General features: G+C 49.0%; 21 protein-coding genes. 11 read left to right on the top strand and 10 right to left on the bottom strand.

Annotation, left to right across the window (positions count from 1 at the left end):
* The first annotated feature begins 7 nt into the window (after nucleotides 1–7).
* Together BLS62_RS19175 and cysK are read left to right on the top strand one after the other, a co-directional pair.
* Nucleotides 8–685 (top strand): HAD family hydrolase, encoded by a 678-nt coding sequence (locus BLS62_RS19175; RefSeq protein ID WP_093184056.1) that lies wholly within the window; start codon nucleotides 8–10, stop codon nucleotides 683–685.
* A gap of 260 nt (nucleotides 686–945) precedes the next feature.
* Nucleotides 946–1,911, top strand: a complete 966-nt coding sequence (gene cysK, locus BLS62_RS19170) for a cysteine synthase A (RefSeq protein WP_093184053.1) — start codon at nucleotides 946–948, stop codon at nucleotides 1,909–1,911.
* A 109-nt stretch (nucleotides 1,912–2,020) separates the two neighbouring features.
* On the opposite strand, the gene BLS62_RS19165 is transcribed toward cysK, so the two are convergent.
* The 10 genes from BLS62_RS19165 to BLS62_RS19120 form a co-directional block, all read right to left on the bottom strand.
* On the bottom strand, nucleotides 2,021–3,346 hold the full coding sequence (locus BLS62_RS19165; protein ID WP_093184050.1) for a bifunctional folylpolyglutamate synthase/dihydrofolate synthase: 1,326 nt from the start codon (nucleotides 3,344–3,346) through the stop codon (nucleotides 2,021–2,023).
* Between the two features lie 105 nt (nucleotides 3,347–3,451).
* On the bottom strand, nucleotides 3,452–4,372 hold the full coding sequence (gene accD / locus BLS62_RS19160; protein WP_093184048.1) for an acetyl-CoA carboxylase, carboxyltransferase subunit beta: 921 nt from the start codon (nucleotides 4,370–4,372) through the stop codon (nucleotides 3,452–3,454).
* Nucleotides 4,373–4,444: 72 nt separating this feature from the next.
* Complete coding sequence (gene trpA, locus BLS62_RS19155; protein WP_093184046.1) at nucleotides 4,445–5,275, bottom strand: tryptophan synthase subunit alpha; 831 nt, start codon at nucleotides 5,273–5,275, stop codon at nucleotides 4,445–4,447.
* A gap of 309 nt (nucleotides 5,276–5,584) precedes the next feature.
* Nucleotides 5,585–6,670: a tryptophan--tRNA ligase gene (gene trpS, locus BLS62_RS19150; RefSeq protein WP_093184043.1), complete on the bottom strand. Its 1,086-nt coding sequence runs from the start codon at nucleotides 6,668–6,670 to the stop codon at nucleotides 5,585–5,587.
* Nucleotides 6,671–6,791: 121 nt separating this feature from the next.
* Nucleotides 6,792–8,345, bottom strand: coding sequence for a murein biosynthesis integral membrane protein MurJ (murJ, locus tag BLS62_RS19145; RefSeq protein WP_093184040.1), 1,554 nt, complete (start codon nucleotides 8,343–8,345; stop codon nucleotides 6,792–6,794).
* Nucleotides 8,346–8,351: 6 nt separating this feature from the next.
* Nucleotides 8,352–11,180 (bottom strand): [protein-PII] uridylyltransferase, encoded by a 2,829-nt coding sequence (locus tag BLS62_RS19140; protein WP_093189233.1) that lies wholly within the window; start codon nucleotides 11,178–11,180, stop codon nucleotides 8,352–8,354.
* Nucleotides 11,181–11,240: 60 nt separating this feature from the next.
* A complete protein-coding gene (locus BLS62_RS19135) occupies nucleotides 11,241–11,612 on the bottom strand; it encodes a helix-turn-helix domain-containing protein (RefSeq protein WP_093184038.1) in 372 nt (123 codons plus the stop codon).
* 18 nt (nucleotides 11,613–11,630) lie between these two features.
* Entirely contained in the window at nucleotides 11,631–12,311 is a 681-nt protein-coding gene (locus BLS62_RS19130) for a Smr/MutS family protein (RefSeq protein ID WP_093184035.1), read from the bottom strand.
* Between the two features lie 26 nt (nucleotides 12,312–12,337).
* Nucleotides 12,338–13,438, bottom strand: coding sequence for a murein transglycosylase A (locus BLS62_RS19125; protein ID WP_208990964.1), 1,101 nt, complete (start codon nucleotides 13,436–13,438; stop codon nucleotides 12,338–12,340).
* On the bottom strand, nucleotides 13,435–14,181 hold the full coding sequence (locus tag BLS62_RS19120; protein ID WP_093184033.1) for a Tim44/TimA family putative adaptor protein: 747 nt from the start codon (nucleotides 14,179–14,181) through the stop codon (nucleotides 13,435–13,437). Before BLS62_RS19120 ends, BLS62_RS19125 begins: the two co-directional genes overlap by 4 nt.
* Before the next feature lie 291 nt (nucleotides 14,182–14,472).
* On the opposite strand from BLS62_RS19120, the gene BLS62_RS19115 reads away from it, so the two are divergent.
* The 9 genes from BLS62_RS19115 to BLS62_RS19075 all read left to right on the top strand — a co-directional run bounded on the left by BLS62_RS19115 (nucleotide 14,473) and on the right by BLS62_RS19075 (nucleotide 26,477).
* Entirely contained in the window at nucleotides 14,473–15,009 is a 537-nt protein-coding gene (locus BLS62_RS19115) for an FxsA family protein (protein ID WP_093184031.1), read from the top strand.
* A 44-nt stretch (nucleotides 15,010–15,053) separates the two neighbouring features.
* Nucleotides 15,054–15,383 (top strand): DnaJ family domain-containing protein, encoded by a 330-nt coding sequence (locus BLS62_RS19110; RefSeq protein WP_093184028.1) that lies wholly within the window; start codon nucleotides 15,054–15,056, stop codon nucleotides 15,381–15,383.
* A 129-nt stretch (nucleotides 15,384–15,512) separates the two neighbouring features.
* Nucleotides 15,513–16,559 carry an acyltransferase family protein gene (locus BLS62_RS19105; protein WP_093184026.1) on the top strand — a complete coding sequence of 349 codons (1,047 nt, stop codon included), beginning with the start codon at nucleotides 15,513–15,515 and terminating at the stop codon, nucleotides 16,557–16,559.
* A 211-nt stretch (nucleotides 16,560–16,770) separates the two neighbouring features.
* Nucleotides 16,771–17,529 carry a DUF2092 domain-containing protein gene (locus BLS62_RS19100; RefSeq protein WP_093184023.1) on the top strand — a complete coding sequence of 253 codons (759 nt, stop codon included), beginning with the start codon at nucleotides 16,771–16,773 and terminating at the stop codon, nucleotides 17,527–17,529.
* Nucleotides 17,530–17,544: 15 nt separating this feature from the next.
* Complete coding sequence (locus BLS62_RS19095; RefSeq protein WP_093184021.1) at nucleotides 17,545–18,048, top strand: hypothetical protein; 504 nt, start codon at nucleotides 17,545–17,547, stop codon at nucleotides 18,046–18,048.
* 52 nt (nucleotides 18,049–18,100) lie between these two features.
* Entirely contained in the window at nucleotides 18,101–21,043 is a 2,943-nt protein-coding gene (polA, locus tag BLS62_RS19090; protein WP_093189227.1) for a DNA polymerase I, read from the top strand.
* 232 nt (nucleotides 21,044–21,275) lie between these two features.
* Entirely contained in the window at nucleotides 21,276–22,952 is a 1,677-nt protein-coding gene (locus BLS62_RS19085) for a sulfatase-like hydrolase/transferase (RefSeq protein ID WP_093184018.1), read from the top strand.
* 533 nt (nucleotides 22,953–23,485) lie between these two features.
* Nucleotides 23,486–24,193, top strand: a complete 708-nt coding sequence (gene aqpZ, locus BLS62_RS19080) for an aquaporin Z (RefSeq protein WP_093184016.1) — start codon at nucleotides 23,486–23,488, stop codon at nucleotides 24,191–24,193.
* A gap of 349 nt (nucleotides 24,194–24,542) precedes the next feature.
* Nucleotides 24,543–26,477 (top strand): TonB-dependent receptor domain-containing protein, encoded by a 1,935-nt coding sequence (locus BLS62_RS19075; RefSeq protein ID WP_093184013.1) that lies wholly within the window; start codon nucleotides 24,543–24,545, stop codon nucleotides 26,475–26,477.
* The last annotated feature ends 102 nt before the right edge of the window (nucleotides 26,478–26,579 follow it).

Raw genomic sequence — 26,579 nt, 5'->3', positions numbered from 1 at the left:
AATTAGCATGAAGCCGGAACTGGTGATTTTTGATTGCGATGGGGTGCTTGTTGACACCGAAACAATTGCGAATGAAGTCTTGTCAGGCTTCATGAAAGAGATCGGCTTGGATTTCTCTCCTTTGGAATGCCATCACCGTTTTACCGGAACGGCGATGGATACCATTAAAGAAGAAGCAGAGCGCTTAAGCGGTACTAAACTGCCAGAGGACTGGGCCGCTCAAGTGCGTTTGGCGGATCTCAAAGCGTTTGAAACTGGTATCGAACCAATTCCGGGTATTTTGGATATGGTTGCGCATCTCAAAACGGCAGGCATACCATTCTGCGTCGGCTCCTCTGGTCGTTACGAGAAGATGCAGATGACACTCGGCTCATCTGGGCTCTGGGATACCTTTAAAGATGTGCTCTATTCCGCTCAGGATTGCAAAATGGGCAAACCCGCACCGGATATCTTCCTTTATGCAGCAAAAGGTATGGGCTTTAAGCCCGAGCAGTGCGTTGTCATCGAAGACAGTATTGCTGGCATCAAAGCGGCAAAAGCGGCGGGTATGCGCGTATTCAATTACACTGGCGATGCAAATGCCGATATTGCGCAGGCCAAATCGCTTGGCGCTGTCACGTTCGGTGATATGTCGGAGTTACCAACACTGCTTGGCCTAAATGAAATCGCAAAAATGTCAGTATAAAAAATCCCTTCTGCAAAGCTAAACCGGAGATGATGTGAAAGTCAGTCCTAATCTCAACTTGTGATAGAACGTATTTCTATTTTATGGCCTAATTTAGCAACTCAATTCTACCAGTTACGGTTTTTGGGGTTTTTGAAACCTCGAAAACACCCTTAGCACTACCTACATTTCAATCAGAGTTTCATGAGCCTAGGCCTTTAGATTCTTGAGGTAGAAACGGGCTCAAATTGATTTAGTTAGATTGCGCAAAGGGGATTTCGATGAGCACTTCCAAACCCGGTCGTGGAAAAATTTACTCTTCAATCACAGAGACAATCGGCAATACGCCAATCGTGCGTTTGGATCGCTTGGCGAAAGCTCATGGTGTCAAAGCAAACTTGCTTGCCAAACTTGAGTTCTTCAACCCGATCTCAAGCGTGAAAGATCGTATCGGTGTTGCTATGATTGAAGCGATGGAAGCCTCCGGTAAAATCGTGGCCGGCAAAACCACGCTGATTGAACCAACCTCTGGTAATACGGGTATCGCACTTGCATTTGTTGCGGCAGCGAAAGGATATAGGCTCATCCTTGTGATGCCTGAGACCATGTCCATTGAACGCCGAAAAATGCTAAAGCTTCTGGGTGCTGAGATCGACCTGACAGAAGGACCAAAGGGCATGAAGGGCGCTATTGCCCGCGCTGAAGAACTTCAGCAAGAACTGCCTGATGCCATCATTCCTCAGCAGTTCGAAAATCCGGCAAACCCAGAAATTCACCGCAAAACCACAGCGGAAGAAATCTGGAACGATACAGACGGCCACGTAGACGTATTCGTTTCTGGCATTGGAACGGGTGGAACCATCACAGGCACGTCTCAGGTGCTCAAGGAACGCAATCCAAACTTGCACGTTGTTGCTGTAGAGCCTGCGGATAGCCCTCTGCTTTCCGGCGGCCAGCCTGGTCCCCATAAAATTCAAGGTATTGGCGCTGGTTTTGTGCCAGGTGTTCTGGATACCGGAATTTACGATGAAGTCGTGACTGTCTCTAACGAAGATTCATTCGCACTGTCTCGGGAAGTCGCGAAAACGGAAGGCGTCCCTGTCGGTATCTCCTCAGGCGCTGCTTTAAAAGCCGCAATTGAAGTTGGAAAGCGAGATGAAATGGCAGGCAAAAACATCGTCATCATCATCCCAAGCTTCGCAGAACGTTACCTTTCAACCGCACTTTTTGAAGGTTTGGAAGGTTAAACGGAATTGATTTTCTGGGAATTTTAGGGAGGCGGGAGCCTCCCTTTTTGCTGATTTGGTTATTTCGAGTCCGAATTCATAAATGTTTCGCATCTGAATCGATGCCTACTTACTCTGGTAGCGTGCCGTTTCGAGCCAGTATTTCGCCAGCAAGATAGAGAGAACCACCAAACAAAATACGAGGTGCTTCATTATCCAGTTTAGATCGCCGAGAAATTTCCGCTATAGCGCGGTCCAGATTGCCGTGAGCTGACGCAGAAAGACCAGAGGCCTTTGCAATTTCGGCCAGTTCAATGGGAGAGCGCCCTGCCTGTGTGGTTGTTAGTGGCACACATAGGACATGTTTCGCCAAGCCCTCGAACTGCTCGAAGAAACCTTCCGGGTCCTTTGTGTTCATCATACCCATCACGAGATAGGTTGGCCGGGATGCTTTATCGGTGAGGTCCGCTAGAAATGAGGCAATGACTTCAGCCGCTCCGGGGTTATGGCCACCATCCACCCAGATTTCACAGTTTTTCGGAAGCTCATCAAACAACGCGCCTTCATAAAGCGGCTGCATCCGCGCTGGCCAATTGATGGAGCGGAGTGCCTTGTCGCAAACGTTTTGCGCATCATCTCCCTCAAGCAAGCCTGCTGCGCGGATCGCTGCAAGTGCCAGGCCGGAGTTTGAGATTTGATGGAAGCCGGCAAGCTTTGGTGGAGACAAATCTAACAGGCCCAACTCATCTTGATAAACGAGCCGTCCCCCCTCGTCCCAGGCGGAAAACTCCTGACCCTGAAACCAAACTGGAGCACGAAGACGTCCAGCCGTGTTTTCAATTAAATCGCGAATAGCATCGGTCTGTGGTCCAACCACCACAGGGCATCCGGGTTTGATAATTCCCGCTTTTTCCAGCGCGATCCCTTCAAGGCTGTTACCCAAAAAGTTTTCGTGATCCTTGGAGATTGGCGTAATCACACTCACCAGTGGTTTTTCAATGACATTGGTTGCATCCAAAACACCACCCAAACCAACTTCCAGAACGAGATAATCAGCGGGCGTATCTGCAAAAAGGCAAAATGCCACCGCTGTCGTTGCCTCAAAGAAGGTGAGCTCTTCTCCGCCATTGGCTTTTTCAACCCGTTCAATGGCCACAAGTAATGCATCGTCGTCGACGAACTTGCCAGTTGACCCCAACCGTATGCGCTCATTAAAGCGAACCAGATGTGGAGACGAATAAACGTGAACTCGTTTCCCTTGCGCCTCTAGCAGTGCCCTGATGGAGGCACCAGTTGAACCTTTGCCGTTCGTCCCTGCGATATGAAAGATTGGTGGAACGCTCTTCTCAGGGCTCCCCAGCGCCTTTAAAATGCGAAGCATGCGGTCTAGAGACAAATTAATCTCATCGGGATGAAGTTTCATCAGACGATCAAGGGCGGCATTGATTTTGTTCATTTTGATCCGCTTTCAAATCTCGTAGGACATCCAGATAAAGAAAAAGTCCGGCACGATTATGCCGGACTTTAAAATTCAATGCGTAAGTCCACAAGCAGTAAGAGCTTAGGAGGTTACCGCAACCTCTGTGCTTACTTCCGCTTCAACAGGCTCTTCGTTAAGCTCTGGCAGCAAAGTCTCCCGCTTCAACAGCAGGTTACACAGTTTGGAAATAGTTTCTTTCATGTCATGACGGTGAACGACCATATCGATCATGCCGTGATCACGAAGGTATTCAGAACGCTGGAAGCCTTCTGGCAGTTTCTCGCGAATTGTCTGTTCAATCACGCGCTGGCCAGCAAAGCCGATCAATGCATTCGGTTCTGCAATCTGCACATCGCCAAGCATCGCGTAGGAAGCTGTAACACCGCCCGTTGTTGGGTTGGTGAGAACCACAATGTACGGCAACCCAGCTTCACGAAGCATCTGCACGGCAACCGTTGTGCGTGGCAGCTGCATCAGTGACAGGATACCTTCCTGCATCCGTGCGCCACCAGAAGCAGCAAACATAACGAATGGTGTTTTCTTCTCGAGAGCAACTTCGATGCCGCGAATGATAGCTTCACCAGCTGCCATACCAAGAGAACCACCCATAAAGGCAAAGTCCTGCACAGCAGTCGTCATGTCGTAGCCGTTGACCTTACCAGTCGCAACCAAAACGGAGTCATCAAGCTCGGTCTTGGCTTTTGCGTCTTTCAGACGGTCAACATACTTGCGTTGGTCGCGGAACTTCAGCGGGTCGATAGCGACTTCTGGAGTCTCGATCTTCGTGAATTCACCATTATCGAAGAAGTACTCTAAGCGCTTCTTGCTGGTGATCCGCATGTGAAAGTTGGAATTCGGCACAACCCACTGGTTTGCCTCCAAGTCGCGGTGAAACACCATCTCGCCGGTTTCAGGGCACTTGATCCAAAGGTTTTCCGGCGTTTCGCGCTTTTCAAGAAAGCTGCGGATTTTCGGCCGAACAACGTTATTAATCCAGTTCACGGGCAGCCGCCTGTCTCTAATTTCGTTTTCAATTTTTAATGACCATTAAAAGGGCCATACGTAAAGCAATGCTTATTTCCGAGCTTTTTCTACACCCACACGTAGTGAGTTCACAAGGTCGGTAACAGCAGCTTGTGTCTGATTTGTGGCCTTACCGTTTTCGTCAAGGCTCTTCCGAATAGCCTCAACAAGGATAGAGCCAACCACAACACCGTCAGCGTATTTGCCAATTTTTTCAGCCTGTTCTGCGGTTTTGATGCCAAAACCAACAGCAACAGGAAGATCGGTGTGGGATTTGATAAGCCCGACTGCCTTCGCAACATCTGCCGTATCAGCAGCTGCTGCGCCGGTCACACCAGTAACGGAAACGTAGTAAACGAAACCAGAAGTATTGGCGAGAACAGTCGGCAAACGTTTGTCATCAGTTGTTGGTGTGGTTAGGCGGATAAAGTTTATACCGCCTTCAATTGCCGGAATGCAGAGTTCGTCATCTGCTTCAGCAGGCACATCAACAACAATCAGACCATCAACACCAGCTTCGCGAGCTTCTTTCACAAAAGCTGCACTACCACGTACGAAAATAGGGTTGTAGTACCCCATCAGAACGATTGGTGTTTCGTTGTCTTTCTGTCGGAAATCACGCACCATTTGGAGCGTTTTATTCATGGTGTGGCCATTGCCCAGAGACCGCTGCGTCGCGAGCTGGATTGGCACACCTTCAGCCATAGGGTCGGAAAACGGCATTCCAAGCTCAATAACGTCACTTCCAGCTTCTGGAAGTGCATCCAAAATAGCCTGTGAGGTGGCGAGGTCCGGGTCTCCTGCTGTAATAAAGGTTACGAGTGCAGGACGTCCTTCAGCCTTGAGCTTAGCGAACCGTCGATCAATACGAGTTTCAATCATTAATCCGACCATCTGATGTATTGGGGGAAGCCCCACCTATCAATCAGCAAGGATGTAGGGGTGCAACTAGCCCTCTGTCAATAAACACAGCGCAAATAGAGCGCATTTCCGGTCAATTTTCTGCGAAATAAGCACGGCCACAGAAAATATCCAGCGATATAGGCCTCTTAGGCCGCGAATTAACCAATACGTCAAGTAATCTATTGCGTTTTCGGATCTTTCTTTAGTTGCATTGGAAACCAAAGGTTGAACCCGAAAACAGAAAAAGCCGCAGATGATCCACGGCTCTCTCAATATTGATATTGAACCTTACGCGCCCCGGCGGCTTTCAAGGAAGCCAATGATGCGACGAACATCATGCAGAACGGGCTCAGCAATCGCAGCAGCACGTTCAGAACCGTCCCTGAGAACAGCATCGATTGTGCTTGGATCATCCATCAGGCGGCGCATTTCACTGTTCATTGGTGCCAGCTTTTCAACGGCAAGCTCAGAAAGGGCCGGCTTGAATGCTGAGAACTGTTGTCCGCCAAACTCTACCAAAACATCAGCTTTTGTGCGGCCTGCCAGTGCAGCGTAGATGCCAACAAGGTTGTCAGCTTCAGCGCGGTCTTTCAAACCATCAACTTCACTTGGCAAGGCTTCCGGATCAGTCTTTGCCTTTTTGATCTTCTTCGCAATCGTATCCTGATCATCTGTCAGGTTGATGCGGGAAAGATCAGAAGGGTCAGACTTGGACATCTTCTTGTTACCATCACGCAAGCTCATGATGCGGGTTGCTGGACCAGCGATCATTGGCTCTGTGATTGGGAAGAAGATTTCTTCCGGTGCATCATGAGTTGGCTCAGGATTAGGAACTCCAAGGCCAAGCTCTTTAATGCGCTCAGCAAAGTCGTTGTTGAACTTCTGCGCAATGTCGCGTGTCAGCTCAAGATGCTGTTTCTGATCATCACCAACCGGTACATGAGTTGCACGATAAGCCAGAATATCCGCAGCCATCAAGTTAGGGTAAGCAAACAGACCAACAGAAGCGTTTTCCGCGTGTTTCCCTGCTTTGTCCTTGAACTGAGTCATGCGCTTCAGCCAGCCCATGCGAGCGACACAGTTGAAAATCCATGCCAGTTCAGCATGCTCTTTCACCTGGCTTTGGTTGAAGATGATCGACTTCTTCGGATCAACACCGGCCGCAAGGTAAGCAGCCGTTACTTCGCGGGTCTGCTGTGTCAGCTCAGTAGGGTCCTGCCAAAGCGTGATTGCATGCATATCAACGATGGAGAAGATAGTCGGCATCTGGTCCTGAAGCGGAACGAAGCGGATAATAGCACCAAGGTAATTACCAAGATGAAGGTTTCCGGTGGGTTGAACACCGGAGAATACGCGAGGCTGAAACGCCGTCATTTTCGCAAATCCCTAAGCTACGGCCGGTGGAAGGGCCTGTGGGCTGGTAATTTAACCAGAACGGCATGTTTATGGCGAGCCATCACGTGCGGTGCAAGTGGTTTCCTGAATGGGGTGGTTGTTATCGCCGCAATTTCCGCATTTGTGCGCGAAAATCCACGGTGCCAGTCAATTGCACCAGAACTCCAAAGGAAATCAGGCCGATAAGAACCAGCAGGATAAGCTCACTTGCTCTCACTACAAACAAGTTAGATTCCGAAAGTGGTTCCAAAACGATAGTTCCAGCGTAAACAACAACACCCATCAACGCACTTGCAAAGCCCAATAACGGAATCCGCTTCATCAATGCAGCATCAACCACAAAGTGACCGCGCCGCCACAATACAAATGCAAGAAGCGATGTATTGACCCAACCGGCAGCTGTAGTGCCGATCGCAATGCCGACATGTTTAAAGCTAGGGAATAACAGAATGGACAGCGTGACGTTCACCACCATAGAGACACCTGCAAAATACATAGGTGTTTTGGTATCTTCCCGCGCAAAAAAGCCCGGAGATAGAACTTTGTTTAGAACGAATGCTGGCAAACCGAAGGCAAACGCCATCAATGCGAGAGCAGTTTGCTCAACGGCTGCATTTGAAAACTGACCACGTTGGAAAAGCACAGAAATAACAGTGTCTGGAATGATCACCAAGGCAACAGCGGCCGGCAGGGTTAGGGCCAACGCAAACTCCATCGCCCGGTTTTGACTATGATAAACGAGGTCTTCCTGACCGGAGCGAAGTTGACGCGTCAAGCTCGGCAGTAGAACCACACCAATGGCAATACCAACGACACCGAGCGGAAGCTGATAAATCCGATCTGCGTAATAAAGGTATGAATTTGCGCCACTTTCCAGCGATGCGATGATCGTCCCAACCGTAATGTTGATCTGGGTAATACCGCCAGCAATAACGCCGGGAACACCCAAAATCAGCAAGCGCTTAACGTTTGGCGTCCACCGTGGCCGCACGATTGGAATGCGAAAGCCAAGGCGCTTCATTCCAATAGCAACAACACCAAGTTGGAGAACACCGGCAATCGCAACCCCGGTAACAAGCAATACGCCTGTGGTTTGATCGGGCTTCATTCCATAGAACCCAATAGCCGCAAGGACTGCCATCATGACGAGGTTGAGCATGACGGGCGCCATAGCTGCGGCTAAAAATCGCTGAAATGTATTAAGGATTCCGCTGATGAAAGCGAGAAGTGACATAAACAACAAATACGGGAAGGCAATTCGCGACATTAATACGGTGAGATCAAACTTTGCGGGATCAGAATAATAACCCGGCGCGAGTAAGTGAACCAAAAGCGGCATAAAAACTTCTGCCAGCGCGAGGATAACTACCAGCGTCCAGAACAAACCAGCGGCAATCTCGCCAGCAAACTCACGGGAGCCCTTTTCACCATCCTCCTCAACAGACCGCGCAAACAGCGGCACGAAGGCTGAGTTGAAAGCGCCCTCGGCAAAAAGTCGCCGAAACAAGTTTGGCAAACGGAAAGCAACCACGAAAGCATCTGCAACAGGGCCGGTGCCAACGAAGGCAGCCAACATCACATCTCGCCCAAACCCACATAAACGGCTTAGCATTGTTGCGCCACCAACTGTGGCGAAGCTTTTGAAAAGGCTCATAAAGAATCATTTACCTGCAGTTTTTTGAGATTTGCGACGAGAGCTGGTAGGTGCTTTTTGTGGCTTTTTGCCGTCAAAGGCATTTCTCAATCTATCGCGAATGGAATCCTGACGTCCCACATTGTGAACCTTCTGACCAGTCAAATCAGTCACGTAGAAAACATCGACTGCTTTCTCGCCAAATGTTCCAACGTGAGCGCTTGCGATATTCAGGTTCAACGCGGAAATCTCTGTCGTCAGATCACTCAGCAAACCAGCGCGGTCAAGGCCTGTTACTTCAAGTACCGTATAGCTCTCTGACCATGAATTACTAACAAGAACAGTGGTTTGTAGAGAGAACACCTTGTTTCGTGCATTGGCTTTCTGTGCCGCTGTCTTCATCTCAGGAATGGGAGAGGTTCCGCGCAGAGCTTCTTTGATCAAGCAACTAATCCGCTCACCACGTCTGTGCTCGTCTTCGTCTTCCGGCAATTCTCGGCTGATGTAGATAGTATCCAAAGCCAAGCCATCTTTGGTTGTATCAATATGTGCATCAACGATATTAGCGCCAGCTGCAAAACAAGCGCGAGCAATGGTGGAAAGAAGGCGCGGGTGATCCGGCGCAAGAACTGTAATTTCTGTAACACCTTCAAAGGCATGCGGTTCAACGGAAGTCGCAAGGTGCTCCTCCTCCGCATCAATTGTGCGAATAAGGTTTGCGTGGGTTATTTTGCTCTTCAAGTCGACGCGTAACCAGTAAGCCGGATAATGCCTGTTGAGGTAACTATCCAGTTCCTCATCCGTCCAGCCACTCAGGTTTTCAGCCAACTCTTGCTTAGCAAATTCAACATGTTGCTGCTTGCTCATGCGTCCGTGGCCACCACTCAAAATGGTTTCGCTTTCGTAGTATAACGTGCGCAGCAACTGACCTTTCCAACCGTTGAAAACGCCAGGACCAACAGCGCGGATGTCAGCAACCGTCAAAATGAGAAGAAGTTGCAGGCGTTCGAGACTTTGAACCTTACGGCAAAAATCCTTGATGGTTTTCGGGTCGCTCAAATCACGCGATTGCGCAACTGTGCTCATTTCGAGATGTTGTTCTATGAGCCACGCAACCGTGTCAGTCTCAGATCGAGAGAGACCAAGGCGCGGGCACATCCGCCGTGCAATCTTTGCGCCGGCGATGGAATGATCTTCTGGCCTGCCCTTTGCAACATCATGCAAAAGCATTGCAACATAAAGAACTTTCCGACTGTTGACTGCTTTGATGAGGTCAGTCGCCAGCGGATGATTGTCGCCGCCAAGTCCGCGTTCAATCTCTGAGAGAACTCCGACAGAGCGGATCAAATGTTCATCAACTGTGTAGTGGTGATACATGTTGAATTGCATCATCGCGACCACCTTCCGAAACTCAGGAAGGAACTGACCGAGGATAGACGATTCGTTCATTGCTCTAAGCACAGTTTCAGGATCGCTGCGGCTCGTCAAAGTTTTCAGGAACAAACGGTTGGCCTGTTCGTTCTTCCTAAAATCTGCGTTGATCAATTTGCGGGATCGACGAATCAGTTTCAGTAATTCCGGATGTAAATCCAAATTGGTTTTGTCGATCAGATAGAAAATCCGAATGAGATTGACTGGATCCTTGATAAAGACATCAGGATTTGCCGAAATAATTCGCCCATTCTCAACAAGGAAGTCCTTGGTTCCTTTGATAGATCGACGCTTGTGCCTGCTGCCGGGAACAAAGCTACCTATGAACCGCGAAATACTCGGAGCGGATTTCACATGTTGTTCTTCCAGTGCAGCTGCAAAAATACGCGTGAGATCTCCTACGTCTTTTGCAACAAGGAAGTAGTGTTTCATAAACCGCTCAACGGCGCGCATACCGGGATGATCCATATACCCAAGACGATCAGCGATTTCCTTTTGAAAATCAAAACTTAAGCGCTCTTCGGGGCGATTGGTCACAAAATGCAAGTGACAACGAACGGCCCACAGGAAGTCCTGACTCTTTCGGAACCGATTCAATACACGGCGAGAGAAAACACCCTTTGCAACAAGGCCTAACCCGTTGGGAACACGATAGAAATATTTGGCGATCCAGAACAGTGTGTTTAGATCTCGCATCCCGCCTTTGCCGTCTTTGATATTTGGCTCAACCAGATAACGGGAAGCCCCGTGACGTTCATGGCGCTCGTCGCGCTCAACAAGTTTAGCTGCAATAAATTCAGCACCGGTTCCGGAAACGATTTCTTTTTCATAACGGGACATAAGTTCTTGAAATAATTCAAGATTTCCCCACACATAACGGGCTTCGAGTATCGCCGTTCGAACGGTCATATCCTCTTTGCACTGCTTGATAGTCTCATCAAGATTGCGGGTAGAATGCCCAACCTTAAGCCCCATATCCCACAGCATATAGAGGATAAACTCAACGACCTGATCGCCCCAGGCTGTTTGTTTGTACGGCCAGAGAAACAGCAGATCCACGTCAGAATGCGGGGCAAGAGTTCCGCGCCCATACCCACCAACGGCAATCACACTGATGCGTTCAGATTTACTAGGATTTTCAATGGGATAGACGTGAGTAACCGCAAACTCGTAGATGACCTGAATAAGGTGATCCTGCACGCAGGAAAGGCGCTCTGCACAACGCCGCCCGAGAGAATCCTCCTTCAGATGTTCCTCAATCTTTATGCTGGCTGCTTTTTGAGTTGCCTTCAGCTTTGCAAGGACGTCACAGCGTAGCTTGAAATTGCTGCCATCACCATCATAAGCCTCAACCAACGCGTTGAGTTCGTTGAGAAGTGAGCTCGGGTCAATCAGTTGATCCACTTTGAGTTCTTCAGGCGTCATAACAGCAGTCCAGTTCAAAAAAGTCAGCAATTCGACTTTATAGAGCTTTGCCCAGTTAGACTAGATATTGTCGCGCGAGCTAACGACTCTTAATTGATGGATGAGATGCTCCAGAGACTCATCTGATAGCTTATTAATTTTAGTTGCCAGCATATTAGTGAGTTCGGTGGCGCGCGGTGTTAATCCACCCGTATCAATGGTGATCTTGGGGTTTGAGAGTTCTGCAAGCCGTTGTAATTCTTCGGCTTCATCCCAGATAACGTTGAAATAGGTTATAATGCGCTGAACCATATACCAAGTCGGTGTGCCGCGTTTTCCATGTTCAAGCGCACTCAAATATGCCGAGGAAACAGAAAGAGCTTCGGCCATTTCTTTCAGAGTGATTTGCTGCTTTACCCGCAGTTCTCTAACTTTGGCTCCAAAAGGCGTCATCGTGTTGAGCGTCCTGCCTTATTTCTTGCGCTTGCGGATGCGTACATAAATTGCACCACCGCCACCATGGGAAACATGGGCTTGGTCGAATCCTACCACACAGCTGCGCATATCAGGAAGGGAGAGCCATTGCGGCACCATCCGGCGCAACACGCCGCGGTCATCTCCATAAGGGGAACAGGCACTGTCTAACCCCTTGCCTGTAATCACAAGCACGAGGGAATAACCTATGGCTTGAGATTGATAAATGAACGAGGTCAGCCTTTGGTGGGCTTGATATTGCGTCAAACCATGAAGATCGACCCGCGCGTCAATATAGCCCTTACCGCCACGAGAAACCTTTTTACGTTCCTTCTTGTTCAGCGGCGTAAGCGGAGGAATAGCGGGGATAACGGGTTTCGGTGGCGAGTAATCAGGCGCAGTCTTCCCATTGAGAGCACGAGATTTTTTGCTCTGAGAGGCGCGTGGTTTCGGCGGGGATAACAGCTGCGGTTTGAGCTGAGGTTGAGGGTGCACAGTCCCGTGAGGGTGCGCAAATTCCAGCTCAGGCTCGGATAGCTGCGTCGTATCCTCCAGCAAATCGGCAAGACGATCCCTGTGCATCGGCGTCAAAGTGGCTTTGACGCGATCCCACAATTTCTTGTCAGCATCACTAAGTTGCTTTGTTTTGGGCCGCTTTATGCGATCACCATTCGTCATTTATTCGATCCGTCCACGATCAATTGTTATTTTGGAACAAGGAGATAGAACTCCGCGTCGTGACGGATATTCCCGGCAATTGCACCTGCCTTTGCACCACTTCCAACAAAAATATCGCCTCGTGCTGCGCCTTTAATTGCGGATCCAGTATCCTGAGCAACCATCAGCTTCGCGAAGCGATTTCCTGTTGTGTCGTACTCCCTTAAATCACTGGAGACAAAAATTAAACTGCCATAAGTGTGCAGATCATCATCAATTGCCAGTGATCTCAGGTCTGTCAGCGGCGTTCCGGCGCCTCCAATGGCTGAAACCTCAGCATTTTCAGAGGATTGTACCTCAAAAAAGATGTAGGATTTATTGTGCCGAAACAATTCATTTTGCTGGGTCGGATTAGCGGATAACCATGCACGGATGGCATCCATCGACATGTTTTCCTTGGCGATTTCGCCGCGCTCAATGAGGATACGGCCAATTGGCGTATAATCGTGGCCTGATTTTCCAGCATAAGCTAGGCGTCGTGTCTCGCCATTTGGCAACCGAACTCTAGCTGAACCTTGAATGGCCGTAAAAAAAGCGTCAACCGGATCTTTTACCCAAAGGACCTCAAGGTCATTGCCGTTGAGAGCACCATCAATAACATCTCCGCGTGTGGGCATAACTTTAAAATTGGGAGGATAGCCATGCAGGGGGATAGAATAGTCCGCGGTACGCACAAGGGAACCTTCCAGCTCCGGCATATAATAACCGGTCACAAAACCCTTTTTGATGACCCGGTGAAACGTAAAGTTCTGTTCTAAAAAGTCTTTTGCATCACTTGCGTTGGTTTTGCGTGCTTTTGTGCAAATCTTGCGTAGATCTGCGTCGCTAATGCCAAAAGTGTTGGTTTTTTGCGGTTTACCTTCGCCAGCTTTGCAATGATCCAGAAACGCGGAAAGGGCCGCAGAATGATCATCTGCAGCCCATCCATCAATTTCGTCTGGAACAAGTGGCTCGGAAAGCATTGTGCTTCGCATATTGGCTTGGCCTCTGCTCAAAGGCTTTCCAGCAACAGCAGCAGAACTTATCCCCGCCGCGACGCTAAGTGCCATAATCATGCTCTTAGTGCCGCGAAAGAAAGAAGGCGTCATGCAGATTCCGTTGCAACCAGTCTCCAGTTTGGATCGTTCTCACCAGTTACACGAGCGAAGGTCCAAACGTCAGTCAGTTCACTCACTGCGGTTGGGTCGCCGTCAATAATCCGATTTTCGGAATCGCGTGTTGCGGTGATCAGTTGGCCCTTAATGCGAATGGTAACTTCAGCCAGTTTGTCCTTCGCATTAAAATTGGCTTCCACAATCCCCGCCTTGTCGATACCGACAAAGGTGGATTCAACACGCTCATTGCGACTTTCACGATCATCAATGGCGGCTGAGAAGCCGGCGAACACCTCAGGAGAGAGAAGGTCTTTCAAAGATCGACGATCACCCTGCGCGAACGACATGAGAATAATCTCATAGGCGCTGCGCGCACCCTGCACAAACTCTGCTGGATTGAAGGACGGTTCCGCCTTCCAGATTTCACGCAGGCCATGGTTCAAATCTGAACCTTTTTTGGCCATCTTGTCGATCTCAGCTTCAACCTGTTCCCGAGCTTCGCGTTCCGCGCGCTCTGGGTCATGATCCACGTTCTCGCTTCCTGGAAGCGGAATAACGTTGTCATCATTCTCAGGTGCCTGAGATTGTTTGGAATCCTGATTTTGCGAAGCAGAGTACGGATCATGGGGTTGATTCTCGTTACCGGTACGATTGCCCAATACGGATCTCAACCGCAGAAAAATAACAACTGCCGCAATAAGGAAGATTATGTTGTAGACGTCGAATATTTCGTTCATTCCGAGTACCGACCGGTCCTTTACTCGTGGCGACTAAGCGCCGATGATCAAATGCATTAGATATCTAGATAAGCTGCTCTAGCGCATTTTTACAGGCTCTGTCACTAATTTAAGGTTTCTATGAGCAACTTCCAGCTATTTCTTGGCCACCCCAATGCCTTTTTAAGGTCTTACCACGCTAGTATAAGGTTAAATTAGTTATTGCAATTTTTGCAAGACACCCAAATATGAGTATGGTCATCTTGAAAAAGGTGATTAATAAATTAAACGCCTAGAACCAACGCGGACGCTATGCCACTCGGATTCATCCTTCTTATCTGCTTCATTCTCGTTCCAACCATAGAGATCTATCTCTTTATTGAAGTTGGGAGCGTGATAGGGGCAATTCCAACAATCCTGCTCACTGTAGCTTCTGCTGCAGCAGGATCATACATGCTTCGTCAGCAAGGTGTATCTTTGCTCATGCGTATGCGCGGCGAAATGGATGCTGGTCGTGTACCAAGCCATGAGTTGATGCATGGCGCGATGATCGTGTTTGCAGGCGTGATGCTACTCATTCCGGGCTTCTTTACGGATGCAATTGGCCTCCTGCTCTTCATCCCACCAGTGCGCGAGGCGATTGGCAACTATCTCTCCCGCCGCGTTAAGGTGCAGAACCTCAACGTGAATCCGGGCTATCGCCGCAAGGATGGTACTGTGGATTTGAATGAAGATGAGTGGAAATCTTCCCGTCATGGAGAAGATGAAGCAGCAAATCATCCGCACTCAGATGACCCGAACCGTATAAGCCCATGGGCTACTGATGAGGATGACCCGCGGAAACATTAATTGCAGATGGTCTGAATCAAAAAAATAATTTGAGGAACAAAGCCATGGCTCTGTGGGACAAATTGATTGAGCGTCAAATAAACAAAGCGCAATCAAAAGGGCAGCTTAAAAACCTCAAGGGAGAGGGAAAACCTCTTCCCCGCAGGCCAGAGGCAGCTTTAATTGACCCAGCAGATGCCGTTGGTTTTCGCATCATGGCCGAATCTGGTGCGCTCCCACGAGAAATTGAGTTGCAAAAAGAGATCAAACAGCTTCAGGACGAGGTTATAGTCACTGAGACCGAGGCTGGTAAAAAAGAAGTGATGAAACGCCTCTCAGAACTTCAAACGCGGCATGCCATTGAAAAAGAAGCAAGAATTAAGATGGTGAGCTAATAATTAAGCATTTTAAGAATTTTGTTAACTTTTTATTAAAATTTTAATTTTCAGCAACTAGCATTACTCCATTCCTAAACCTATAATTGTGAAAAATAATAATAGCACGCAGTTGCATTAGGATATTTCATGGTTGGGCAGCAAAACTCCAATAGAGTGGATTGGGTGGATTACGCGAAAGGATTTTGTATCTTTCTCGTGGTCATGATGCATTCCACGCTTGGGGTTGGAGAAGCAATCGGCAAGATGGGCTTTATGGGCGAGATCGTTGCCTTTGCAAAACCCTTCCGTATGCCGGACTTCTTCATGATCTCCGGGTTATTCCTTGCACTCACCATCGGGCGGGACTGGCGTCTGTATGTCGATCGTAAAGTCGTACACTTCTTCTACTTCTACATTTTGTGGCTTACTATTCAGTTTGTGCTGAAAGCGCCTTCGTTCGCAGCAGAGTTCGGGTGGAGCAGTGTATTCTCGCAATATGCACTGTCTTATGTGCAGCCGTTCGGCACGCTTTGGTTTATCTACGCTCTGCCTATTTTCTTTGTCATCACCAAGCTTCTTCATTCAGCAAAAGTGCCGTGGCAGGCGACACTTGTGGTCGCGTCCGTTCTACAAATCAGTCAGATCCACACGGGTTGGGTGTTGTTGGATGAAACCGCTTCACGCTTTGTGTTCTTCTTTGCTGGTTATATCTTCGCGCAGAATATTTTCGTGATTGCGGATTGGATTCGCCAGAATGTCCTCAAAGGCCTGTCATTCTTGCTGATTTGGGGGGGGGTGAACGGGTTGTTTGTTAACTACGGTTATGCGGACTTGCCATTTGCATCGCTGGCATTGGGTGGTTTGGGCGCGCTTGCTGTGATCGCGGTGTCTGCGCTACTGTCCAATATAAAGTCACTTAAACTGCTGAGTTACATGGGCCAGAACTCCATCGTGATTTATCTGGCATTCTTTTTCCCGATGGCAGTGACACGCGCAATCTTGCTCAAGCTTGGTGTGATATCGGACGCTGGTATAATCGCGTTGATCGTGACTTGTATGGCAACGGTCTCGCCAATCATCTTGCTCTGGGTCATAAATAAAACCGGTTTTGGTACATTCCTCTTTAAAAGGCCCACTTGGGCGTATGTTGCAGTGCTTCCTCGCTCCAAAAGCGTTGCTCCCATAGCAGCTTGAAAAGTGACAGCCCCCGACGAATAACAAAAACCCTCGAAACAACCACTTTCGAGGGTTTTGCTGTTAAATCATGACAAGGACACGCCCAATTTTAGCAGTTGGGTTTAGAGGGTTTTTCCGGTCCTTGCTTAGGCTTGTCCTGACGGCGTGAGCTGATGCGTTTCAGCTCGCCATCAAGGAAGCCTGAGATACCGGCCGGGAACACATCCTCATGATCTTCAGAGCATTGAGTGTTCTGCCTATCCTTTTCATTTTGTCCGCGCTTGCGTGGGTAGAGCTACGTCCGCTTCCCGCTCATGCAGCAAAGGAAGACATGGCGCGGCAAATCCTTTTGGAGGTGCTGGAGAAGTTTAAAGCGGTGGAGTCCATGCGCTTCACTGTGTACGCCAGTGAAGAACGGATCTTCAAAGATCTGGTTCCATTGAATTTTGTGTTCGAATACACCGTCAACATTCTTGGCAAAGGTGAACTCAAAATTGATCTGCCGCGCCCGGATGGCAAGAGTGAATTGTATCTGGATGACGGCATCATCACCTATTTCGACGAGACACGGAATATTTACACGCAGGGTGATTTTACCGGCACAGTCGCAGCGTTGATTGGTGTTCTGCGAAGCGATTTCCAGCTCACGCTACCGGGGATTGATTTGGTCAACCCTGAACTGAACATGGTCCTTGATGAACTCGCCACTCGCTCCCTTTATGTGGGGCGTGAAGTTTTGCCGGAAGGCACCGCCCATCACCTCGCCTTCTTTAACGATGCGGTGGATTGGCAGTTGTGGGTTTATGAGGAGACAGGGTATCCCGGTTATCTTATTGTGACTTATAAGGAATTGGAGGGCTTGCCACAAACGCACCTCTCCTACCGTGGTTGGAACTTAGATCCGCAATTCCATCCTGAAGATTTCAAGTTCAAGCCTCCGGAGGGCGCAGAGCATTTCAACCTGCCCGGCCCTACGGTCGCCCAATAACTGCCGGAGAGTGAGATGCGATATTTCAGTCAAGCCTACTCAAATTCTGGCAGATGCCTGCCAGCTATCATCGCAGTCATCACCGTATTCTGTTTATCAGCCCTCGCCAACGCCCAAACGACCAAAACACCCACACCAAAACAACAGATGGAGCGAGAGGTTTCTGAGTGCGTTGAGGATTACATGAAGCGCGAACCAACAAATGACCTCGGTCAATCTCAATACCGCGAGAAGATTAGCGACCTCTGCAACAAGTCCGTACTGGAAGCGCCGAAAGTAACCCCGGGAGAAGAGCCAACCACCAACGACTACTATTTCAGTGGAGATGCGGGCGGCTTCGTTTACGATCTCGACAAAGATTGTAAGCAGGTCCGTCTGCAGGATGAATTGATCTTCATTTGCCCGCAAGGAAAGTTTAAACCCACCATCCGCAACAATCAGTCGGGTTTTATGCCTTATTTCGTAGAGGAAGAGCCCGCGATGACCACAGAAAAACCTGAGGCTGGTTCGGATCGTTAAAACATCATTGAAAAAGGATTAATTGCTCTTTTCTTAAGGGCCGGTGGCAGGCATGATCGCGCCCATGTCAACACATTCTAATGCCCCAGCTCTTAAAGAGAACGATCATCTCATTCTGATTGATGGTTCCACCTTCATTTTCCGTGCGTATCACGCGTTGCCACCGCTGACCCGCAAGTCCGATGGCTTGCCCATTGGCGCGGTTTCCGGCTTCTGTAACATGCTCTGGAAGATGATGCAGGACGGCCCCACCAAAGAAAAAGGCGAGGAGCCAACCCACTTTGCCGTGATCTTTGATAAGTCCGGCAAAACGTTCCGAAACGACTTCTACCCGGAATACAAAGCGCATCGCCCACCTGCGCCAGAAGACCTGCGCCCCCAGTTTGGTTTGATCCGTCAGGCAACCCGTGCCTTTGGCGTACCCGCCATTGATCAGCAGGGGTATGAGGCCGACGATCTCATTGCCACCTACGCCCGCCAAGCCGCGGCACAAGGCGCTCGTGTGACCATCGTTTCTGGCGATAAAGATCTGATGCAGCTTGTAACCGACAAAATCGGCATGGTTGATACCATGAAGAACAAGGTGATCGGCGCGCCAGAGGTCTTTGAGAAATTCGGCGTTGGACCGGAAAAGGTCGTCGAAGTGCAGTCCCTTGCAGGTGATAGCGTTGATAACGTTCCCGGCATTCCGGGCATCGGCCTTAAAACCGCAGCTCTGCTGATCAACGAGTTCGGTGATCTGGAAACTCTTTTGGCGCAAGCTGAAACCATTAAGCAGAAGAAGCGCCGCGAAAACCTCATCGAGTTTGCAGATCAAGCCCGTGTTTCCAAACGCCTTGTGCAGCTGGAAGAAAACGTGCCGGTGGAAACGCCAGTCGAAGATTTCACTGTTTGTGATGTAAATGGTGCAGAAGCAATCGGCTTCCTCAAAGCAATCGGCCTCCACAGCCTCACCAAAAAAGTTGCAGACTTCACCGGCGCAGTTTTGGAGAACATCGAACCGATTGAGTTAATCGTAGAAGGCTGGGAAAGCACTGCAAAACCTGCTGCAAAAGCTGAGGATACTGCGGGACAACCTGCGGATCAAATCTGGTCTACCGGACCGGTTGCCGAGAAACTGAAGGCTGAAATATCAGCGATTCCCGTGGATAGTTCCGCATACGTAACAATCTCCACCGCTGAGCAACTTCAGGAGTGGATAGCGCAAGCCTATGAAGTTGGCTATGTGGCTGTGGATACGGAAACAGATGCCCTCAATTCTATGGAAGCTGGCTTGGTTGGCGTCTCCCTTTCCAGCGTGCCGGGCAAAGCCTGTTACATCCCACTGGCGCATGTGGACGGCGAAGGGGACCTCCTCGGCGGCGGCGGTTTGCTGGAAGGCCAGATCCCACTGAAGGAAGCCATCGCGCTCCTTAAACCGATGCTGGAAGATCCGGCAGTTCTCAAAATCGCGCAGAACATGAAGTACGACTGGCTCGTGCTGGCGCGTTACGGCGTTGAGGTTGCCCCGTTTGATGACACCATGCTGCTCTCCTATGCGCTAGATGCGGGCGTGGGCGGCAACGGCATGGATGAGCTGTCTCAGCGTTGGCTGGGTCACACGCCAATCCCGTTTAAGGAAGTGTGCGGCTCCGGCAAATCCCAAATCAGTTTTGACAAGGTGCCACTGGAAAAAGCCACGGCCTATGCGGCTGAAGATGCGGACGTAACTCTGCGCCTCTGGAAAATCCTTAAACCGCGCCTCGCCGCTGAGCAGATGACCGTGGTTTATGAGCGCCTCGAACGTCCAATGGTGGTAACACTGGCCAAGATGGAGCGCCGCGGCATTTCCATTGACCGTCAGATGCTCTCCTTGCTCTCCGGCGAGTTTGCGCAGGGCGCTGCGCGGCTGGAAGCGGAAATCCATGACGATGCAGGCGAAATCTTCAACGTCGGTTCTCCAAAACAGCTGGGTGAAATCCTGTTCGGCAGAATGGGTCTTCCCGGCGGCAAAAAAACGAAGACAGGTGCGTGGTCAACCTCGGCCTCTGTGCTGGATGATTTGGCCGCTCAAGGCCATGCGCTTCCAAGCAAGATTGTTGAGTGGCGCCAGCTGAGCAAGCTGAGATCCACCTACACGGACGCCCTGCCCGGCTTCATCAATCAGGATACGGGCCGCGTTCACACCTCCTTCTCGCTGGCCGCAACCACAACGGGCCGTTTGTCCTCTTCTGAGCCAAACATTCAAAACATCCCTATCCGCACAGCGGAAGGCCGCAAAATCCGTCAGGCCTTCATCGCTGGAAAAGGCAAAAAGCTCATTTCTGCCGATTACAGCCAGATCGAACTGCGCGTGCTGGCCCACATGGCCGATATTCCCCAGCTCAAACAAGCGTTTGCTGATGGGCTGGATATTCACGCCATGACAGCCAGCGAGATGTTTGGCGTGCCGATTGAAGGCATGGATTCCAGCGTCCGCCGCCGCGCCAAAGCCATCAACTTCGGTATCATCTACGGTATTTCAGCGTTTGGCCTTGCCAATCAGCTCAGCATTTCCCGTGGTGAAGCCGGTGATTACATCAAAACCTACTTTGAGCGCTTCCCGGGCATCAAAGAGTACATGGAAGAGACCAAAAAGTTCGTCCATGAAAACGGTTACGTGGAAACCATCTTCGGTCGCCGCGCTCACTACCCGGATGTAAACACCAAAAACCCGAATATGCGTCAGTTCTACGAGCGGGCCGCCATCAACGCCCCAATTCAGGGTTCAGCAGCAGATATCCTCCGCCGCGCCATGGTGCGCATGGATGAAGTACTGAAAACCGCAGGCCTGGACGCACAAATGCTGCTGCAAGTGCACGATGAATTGATCTTCGAACTGCCAGAAGAGCAGGCCGAGGAAACCAAAAAACTCGTCATCAGCACCATGGAAAAAGCGACAGAACCCGTCCTCCAGCTCTCTGTCCCCCTAAAAGTAGAAGCAGAAGCCGCCAACAACTGGGAGGAAGCGCATTAGTGCTTCTTGTTGGGTAATTTGAAACACATTAAAGCCAGCCTCAGATCTCTGTGGCTGGCTATCTCAAGGCAAGTTGCATTTCTCTTGCAAGCGAAACACATTTTACACTATTGGAATAATCGCCCCAGTATTATCAAAAGGTAGTACGCACGAGTTCTTGGCGTGGAATCTGTACTAATTGGTTTGTTTCCGTATCTGAAATGCCATTTGGAAAAGTAAAAATTGTAATAAAATGAAAAAATATACTTCCGTTTTTACTATTGTAATATTAGCTATACTATTCTTGGTTCTAACTGAAAATCAGACAATACCAAATATAGCTTCCATATTGTTATACTTATCTTTGCTGTTTATCTACGTTATCGCTTTAGGAAGATACGCACTGTCGGCTTACTTAGCGTTGGTAACAATTCTTGGTATATACATTTCTTCTATATTCAAGTTTGGAATTACTGGTCAAACGCTCCATGTAATTGACTTATGGCTCCATATTAACACTGAATCTCTATTCTATGGGTTTCAGCAATTTCCAACAATGATGGCGGCGGTATTCGTTGTATTTCTAATTTTTCTTATTCCTTGTGTTTGGCTTTGGAAGCTGGAAAAGCGTTCAACACCTTATGTCGCTTTGATCGGTTGCCTTCTCATCGGGGGGGTATTTAGTTGGTTCGTTTCCTACCAGAACAATCTTCATAATAAAGGGCGTCCATCGATGCTCTTCTTTAGAGATCGCTTCCATGTCTCATCCTTGGCATTTTCGATGTTGGATGCGGCCGATGCTATCGCGCGGGGGACTATTTTTGATTACGGAAATGCAACTTACTCTGAAGCCGACATACCAACTTTAAGCACTGCCTCAGTTTGTAAATCTGAATATCAACCTAATCTGGTGTCGGTTCTGAGGGAATCTACCTACATTCTTGGTGATTTTCCCCAGACTGCAATTGGCGGAGTAAAGAATGTTGATTTCGCTGCTCTTGATGGTAGGGTTCGCCGACTGCGAGTGGAAAGTCATGGCGGAGGAACGTGGTTAGCGATGTTCAGCATGCTAACAGGGGTGTCGACTTACGGGTTTGGCGATTTTCAAACACTCGCAAACGTTCTCTCGGATGGGCGCCTGACAACAACATTTGTTAGTGAATTGAAGAACTGTGGATACGAAACGCTTGTTATCACAACAGGTAAAAACGGGTTCGCAAAATCGGATGCATTACATAAAACGCTTGGTATAGACCGTGTTGTTGATATTGACGAATTGCGATCAAAATACGGAGTAGAGGTCGCTGACGAAGAAATTTATGAATTCGTAACATCAGTGCTGGCTGAGAGAAATCAAGATCAACCGATTTTCATCTTCCTTGATACGGTTTCTACTCATGCTCCCTACAATGATAGGGATCGCAGCGAAGAATTATTGAATGTTGATCTTATGCTCAATAATTCTGATATTCCAATTGCTGGTATTGAAAAAGAATATGCTCTGAGGGTTGCGACTTCAAATAAACAATTTGCTGAGTTCAAGGTAAATTTATCACGTAGCCAAGGCAAGCCGGTCGTTATATTAGATTTTGGTGACCATCAGCCATATTTTACTAAATCATATTTTAGCACTGAAGGCGTAGTTCGTGTACCTCCTAATATGGATCATGCATTGGTAACAACTTACTATCGCATCGATGGTGTTAACACTCCCAAATCCTTATACAGGCTCACCGATGATATCGTGGATATCCCATTTCTCGGAGATGCATTGCTGAAAAGTATTGGGTTTGAACCGAGCCCTATATATGCATACAGACGTGAGATGATGTTGCGGTGTAAAGGCCGGTACTGGAAGTGTGACCAAGGGGATGCGGCTTATAAGTTACACAGAATTTTGCGGAAATCTGGTGCAATCAATTTGTTCTGATTTTTTGACTGAAATGAAGAGGAGCTAGAAAAGTGCGATTTTTATTGCATCCATTTAGAGCAGCTTTATGTTCCTTTGCTGGCTTAAAACGCCTGCTGCATGAAATTTATACACAATCTTAGATTGAGATATATGTGGCCCTACTAATTTCTTATAGATTAGTAGGAGCGGATTTTAGCCAGTTCCTCATACTCACAACTTTTCTATTCATAACATTTGCTTGAGGGGCATTGAATACCGCCATCGACGTTGTGGTTTGGCGTTGATGTGCCTGTACAGCCTTCATGTTTTTTACCTAAATCTCTGATTGTGGTTGTTGAATGGGTAAAAGATGACGCAAAAACTCAAGATAAATTAGTGTAACCGCCCACTCAGGGGGATTACCATGTCTGCACTCAATCGGGTGGGCTGGGTAAGTGTCGTTCACACCAAGATCGCCATGCTTAATGCATATGTTAGATTTGCGGTCTCTCCAAAAGCTTGTCCGCAAACATACTGTGATACCTCCTCACATCAGTTGAAGGAGAAGTGTTATGTTGAGGAAGCTTGGAGCCGAGTTTGTCGGCACATTTGCTCTTGTTTCTGCCGTTTGTGGTGGCGCCTTGGTGTCTTACGCACCTGTAGAGTGGTATGGCGGTTCTGGGTTGTTAGGGGTGGCCTTTGCTGTCGGTTTATCGGTTGTTTGTATGGCTTATGCGTTCGGCAATATCTCAGGAGCGCATTTCAACCCAGCAGTGACTATCGGCCTCTGGGCAGCCAAAAGGTTTCCGACTTCGGGGGTTATTCCCTACATCATCGCACAGGTGGTTGGCGGTACAACTGCGGCCCTTGTGTTCTGGATTATTCTGGCCAACGGCCCAGGCGATCCTCCCGGTTTTGCATCCAATGGATACGGTGAGCATTCCAACGGCGGATTTTCAGAAATCGCCGTCGCTATCACGGAGATCACAGTCACAGCACTGTTTCTAATTGTGATCATTGGAGCAACCTCAAAAAGAGCGCCTGCCGCTCTCGCTCCGCTCGCCATTGGCCTCATGCTAACCTGTATGCATATCATCGCCATCCCCATTTCAGGGGCGTCGTTAAACCCAGCGAGGTCAACCGCAACAGCGTTGATGGGCGGTGGTTGGGCCATTGAACAACTCTGGCTGTTTTGGGTAGCACCTATCGTCGGAGCGCTCATAGGTGCTGGAATCTGCTGGATTACTGGGACTTGTGGACGAGAAGAAACGGCTGATTAGCAGCAGTTATAATCGCTCCAAAACAGAAGCCCTCCCATTTACTTAGCTGTGGGATGGGTTTTTGTGTCATCGATTAGTGAGATAGTCACCACGCAAAACTATTCAATTAAAACTTGACTATTACACTCAAGATTATAAAACACGGTTAGAAACAGTGATTGCAAATGCAATCTAACAAGCTAGCCAAGAAGCGTCTCAGCCAGCCAATCCCATAAAATTTAAGACTGAGGCGATCATGTCAACTCCGCGTATTTAACGTGCGGCACTCCTTGCCAGCACGACCCTTTCGCTCGCCCTAATTTCTGTAGGTGCTTCCGCCCAAGAAACAACCAAGGAAGCGCCCACGACCATGCTGGACGAAATCATTGTCACCGCAGGCAAGGAAAAGGTAGCGATCGATACCCCTCAAGCTGTGACCTCCGTTGGGCAGGAAGAGATTGAGCAAAAACAAGCTTCTACGATTGGTGAGATCCTGGATGATATTCCGGGAATATCTGTCATCAACGCGGATAGCATTTTGGGGCAGTCACTCAATATTCGCGGTATTGGCGGCGCGTTGTCTTCTGATGAAAACCGCATAATCATTCAAGTGGATGGGGTCAACGCATTCTACGAGCAATACCGGGCGGGCTCATTCTTCCTTGAACCGGAAATGTTTAAGGAGGTCGAAGTGTTGCGGGGCCCTGCATCTTCTACACTTTACGGTGCCGGTGCACTGGCTGGTGTTGTTAGCATGACAACGAAGGATGCAAGCGATTTCCTTATAGGAGAGGACAAGCTTGCTGTGCGAACAAAAACCACTTGGGATTCCAATGGCAATGGTGTTCTAGGCTCCATCATAGCGGCGGCAAAGATTACTGACGATCTTGAGTTCATCACAAATTTCAACTATCGCCGAGCAGGAGATTATGATGCTGCGGGTGGCGTTGAGCTGGAAAACTCCGCCCTCACCTCCCTCTCCGGTTTTGGAAAATTGCGCTACACCTTTGGCGCAGATCGAGATCAGTCTCTCTGGGCCAGCTATCAACACCTGTATGCTGAGGGCGATGGTTTGTATGACAGAACAACGCTAAGCTCGGATTTTGGCACCGCAGATCAGAAGACAGTCGATCAACAGGCTGTGCTTGGTTACGAAAACAGCTTTGCGACGAACGACCTGTTGGACCTCAAAGCGCAGATTTCCTTCAAGAAAACGCATCGCGAGCTGACAAATCAATCTGCAACATTCTTTGGTATCGAGCAGGAATACACCTATTCAACTTGGCAGGGTAAGCTGCAAAATACCTCTGAATTTTCTGGGACTGAGGGCATCGAAACTTACCTCACTTATGGCATTGAGGGGCAGTATCAAGAGCGCTTGAACCCACGTTTACAGGCTGATGGCAGTACGACACCGGGTTCGCCTTCTCATCCTGAAGGTGAATCTAAAATGCTTGGTGTATTTGGGCAGGCTGAGATCGTATTTGATGATCGCTTGACATTGATTCCGGGCATGCGTGTCGACTACTCGCGTCTAACTCCGGGCAATGGTGTTAAAACCACTGGTGAAGCGAGTGAAACAGCCTACTCTCCAAAACTGGCGGCGCTTTATAAGGTTACAGATTGGCTGAATATATTTGGCTCAGTTGCGCATACAGAGCGTATGCCGACAATTGATGAAGCATTCACGGGTGATGGCTTCACGAATTTGGATAAGGAAAAATCCAACAATATTGAAGCTGGATTTGCGTTGAGTTTTTCAGATGTGCTGCAAGCTAATGACCGTATCCGTTTGAAAACAACAGTGTTTTATAACCGGATTGATGATTATCTCTACACCACGCGCGACCACGTTACCGGCAAATCAATTACGACATCGATTGATGAAGCTCGTTTAAAGGGAGTTGAGCTGGAAGCAGGGTACGCATCGAACAACTGGTACGGCTCTATGGGCGCAACATTGACCAGAGGAGACAACCTCACAGCAAAGACGCACCTAAGCAGCGTTGCTGCAGATAATGCCTTCCTGAAGGCAGGGTACAAGTTTGCTGAGTACAATCTGGATATGTCTTGGCGGGCAAATTTTTACGCGCCGCAGAACAGGGTGGAAGATGCAGATGATCGCACGCCCGGTTACGCGCTTCATCAAGTACAGCTGAGCTGGAAGCCAGAGGATGGCATCTTGGCTGCTACGGAAATTCGCGGAAGCATTACCAATATCTTTGACCAGAAATACAAATCACACCTGAGTGGAATTACGGGCAAAGGCCGTGCGTTCAAACTCAGTCTGGCAAAGACGTTCTAAACCTCAAAAGAGAGTATCACGCTCATCTCGATGCTCTCTTTAACGGGTGAGGCTAGGTCCCACTGTGGTGGAGGGGCCGGAACGGCGGGGAAGCAATTCTCC

The sequence above is a fragment of the Pseudovibrio sp. Tun.PSC04-5.I4 genome (assembly GCF_900104145.1).
GTDB lineage: Bacteria > Pseudomonadota > Alphaproteobacteria > Rhizobiales > Stappiaceae > Pseudovibrio.
This window is presented reverse-complemented; position numbering and strand designations above follow the sequence as displayed.

Coding starts and splice junctions, on each gene's coding strand:
- BLS62_RS19120 (WP_093184033.1), bottom strand. CDS start 14,181: ATGAACGAAATATTCGACGTCTACAACATAATCTTCCTTATTGCGGCA.
- BLS62_RS19130 (WP_093184035.1), bottom strand. CDS start 12,311: ATGACGAATGGTGATCGCATAAAGCGGCCCAAAACAAAGCAACTTAGT.
- BLS62_RS19075 (WP_093184013.1), top strand. CDS start 24,543: ATGCTGGACGAAATCATTGTCACCGCAGGCAAGGAAAAGGTAGCGATC.
- BLS62_RS19165 (WP_093184050.1), bottom strand. CDS start 3,346: ATGAACAAAATCAATGCCGCCCTTGATCGTCTGATGAAACTTCATCCC.
- BLS62_RS19100 (WP_093184023.1), top strand. CDS start 16,771: ATGATCTTCAGAGCATTGAGTGTTCTGCCTATCCTTTTCATTTTGTCC.
- aqpZ (WP_093184016.1), top strand. CDS start 23,486: ATGTTGAGGAAGCTTGGAGCCGAGTTTGTCGGCACATTTGCTCTTGTT.
- BLS62_RS19115 (WP_093184031.1), top strand. CDS start 14,473: ATGCCACTCGGATTCATCCTTCTTATCTGCTTCATTCTCGTTCCAACC.
- BLS62_RS19175 (WP_093184056.1), top strand. CDS start 8: ATGAAGCCGGAACTGGTGATTTTTGATTGCGATGGGGTGCTTGTTGAC.
- BLS62_RS19085 (WP_093184018.1), top strand. CDS start 21,276: ATGAAAAAATATACTTCCGTTTTTACTATTGTAATATTAGCTATACTA.
- cysK (WP_093184053.1), top strand. CDS start 946: ATGAGCACTTCCAAACCCGGTCGTGGAAAAATTTACTCTTCAATCACA.
- BLS62_RS19110 (WP_093184028.1), top strand. CDS start 15,054: ATGGCTCTGTGGGACAAATTGATTGAGCGTCAAATAAACAAAGCGCAA.
- BLS62_RS19125 (WP_208990964.1), bottom strand. CDS start 13,438: ATGACGCCTTCTTTCTTTCGCGGCACTAAGAGCATGATTATGGCACTT.
- trpS (WP_093184043.1), bottom strand. CDS start 6,670: ATGACGGCGTTTCAGCCTCGCGTATTCTCCGGTGTTCAACCCACCGGA.
- BLS62_RS19140 (WP_093189233.1), bottom strand. CDS start 11,180: ATGACGCCTGAAGAACTCAAAGTGGATCAACTGATTGACCCGAGCTCA.
- BLS62_RS19095 (WP_093184021.1), top strand. CDS start 17,545: ATGCGATATTTCAGTCAAGCCTACTCAAATTCTGGCAGATGCCTGCCA.
- polA (WP_093189227.1), top strand. CDS start 18,101: ATGATCGCGCCCATGTCAACACATTCTAATGCCCCAGCTCTTAAAGAG.
- BLS62_RS19135 (WP_093184038.1), bottom strand. CDS start 11,612: ATGACGCCTTTTGGAGCCAAAGTTAGAGAACTGCGGGTAAAGCAGCAA.
- murJ (WP_093184040.1), bottom strand. CDS start 8,345: ATGAGCCTTTTCAAAAGCTTCGCCACAGTTGGTGGCGCAACAATGCTA.
- trpA (WP_093184046.1), bottom strand. CDS start 5,275: ATGATTGAAACTCGTATTGATCGACGGTTCGCTAAGCTCAAGGCTGAA.
- BLS62_RS19105 (WP_093184026.1), top strand. CDS start 15,513: ATGGTTGGGCAGCAAAACTCCAATAGAGTGGATTGGGTGGATTACGCG.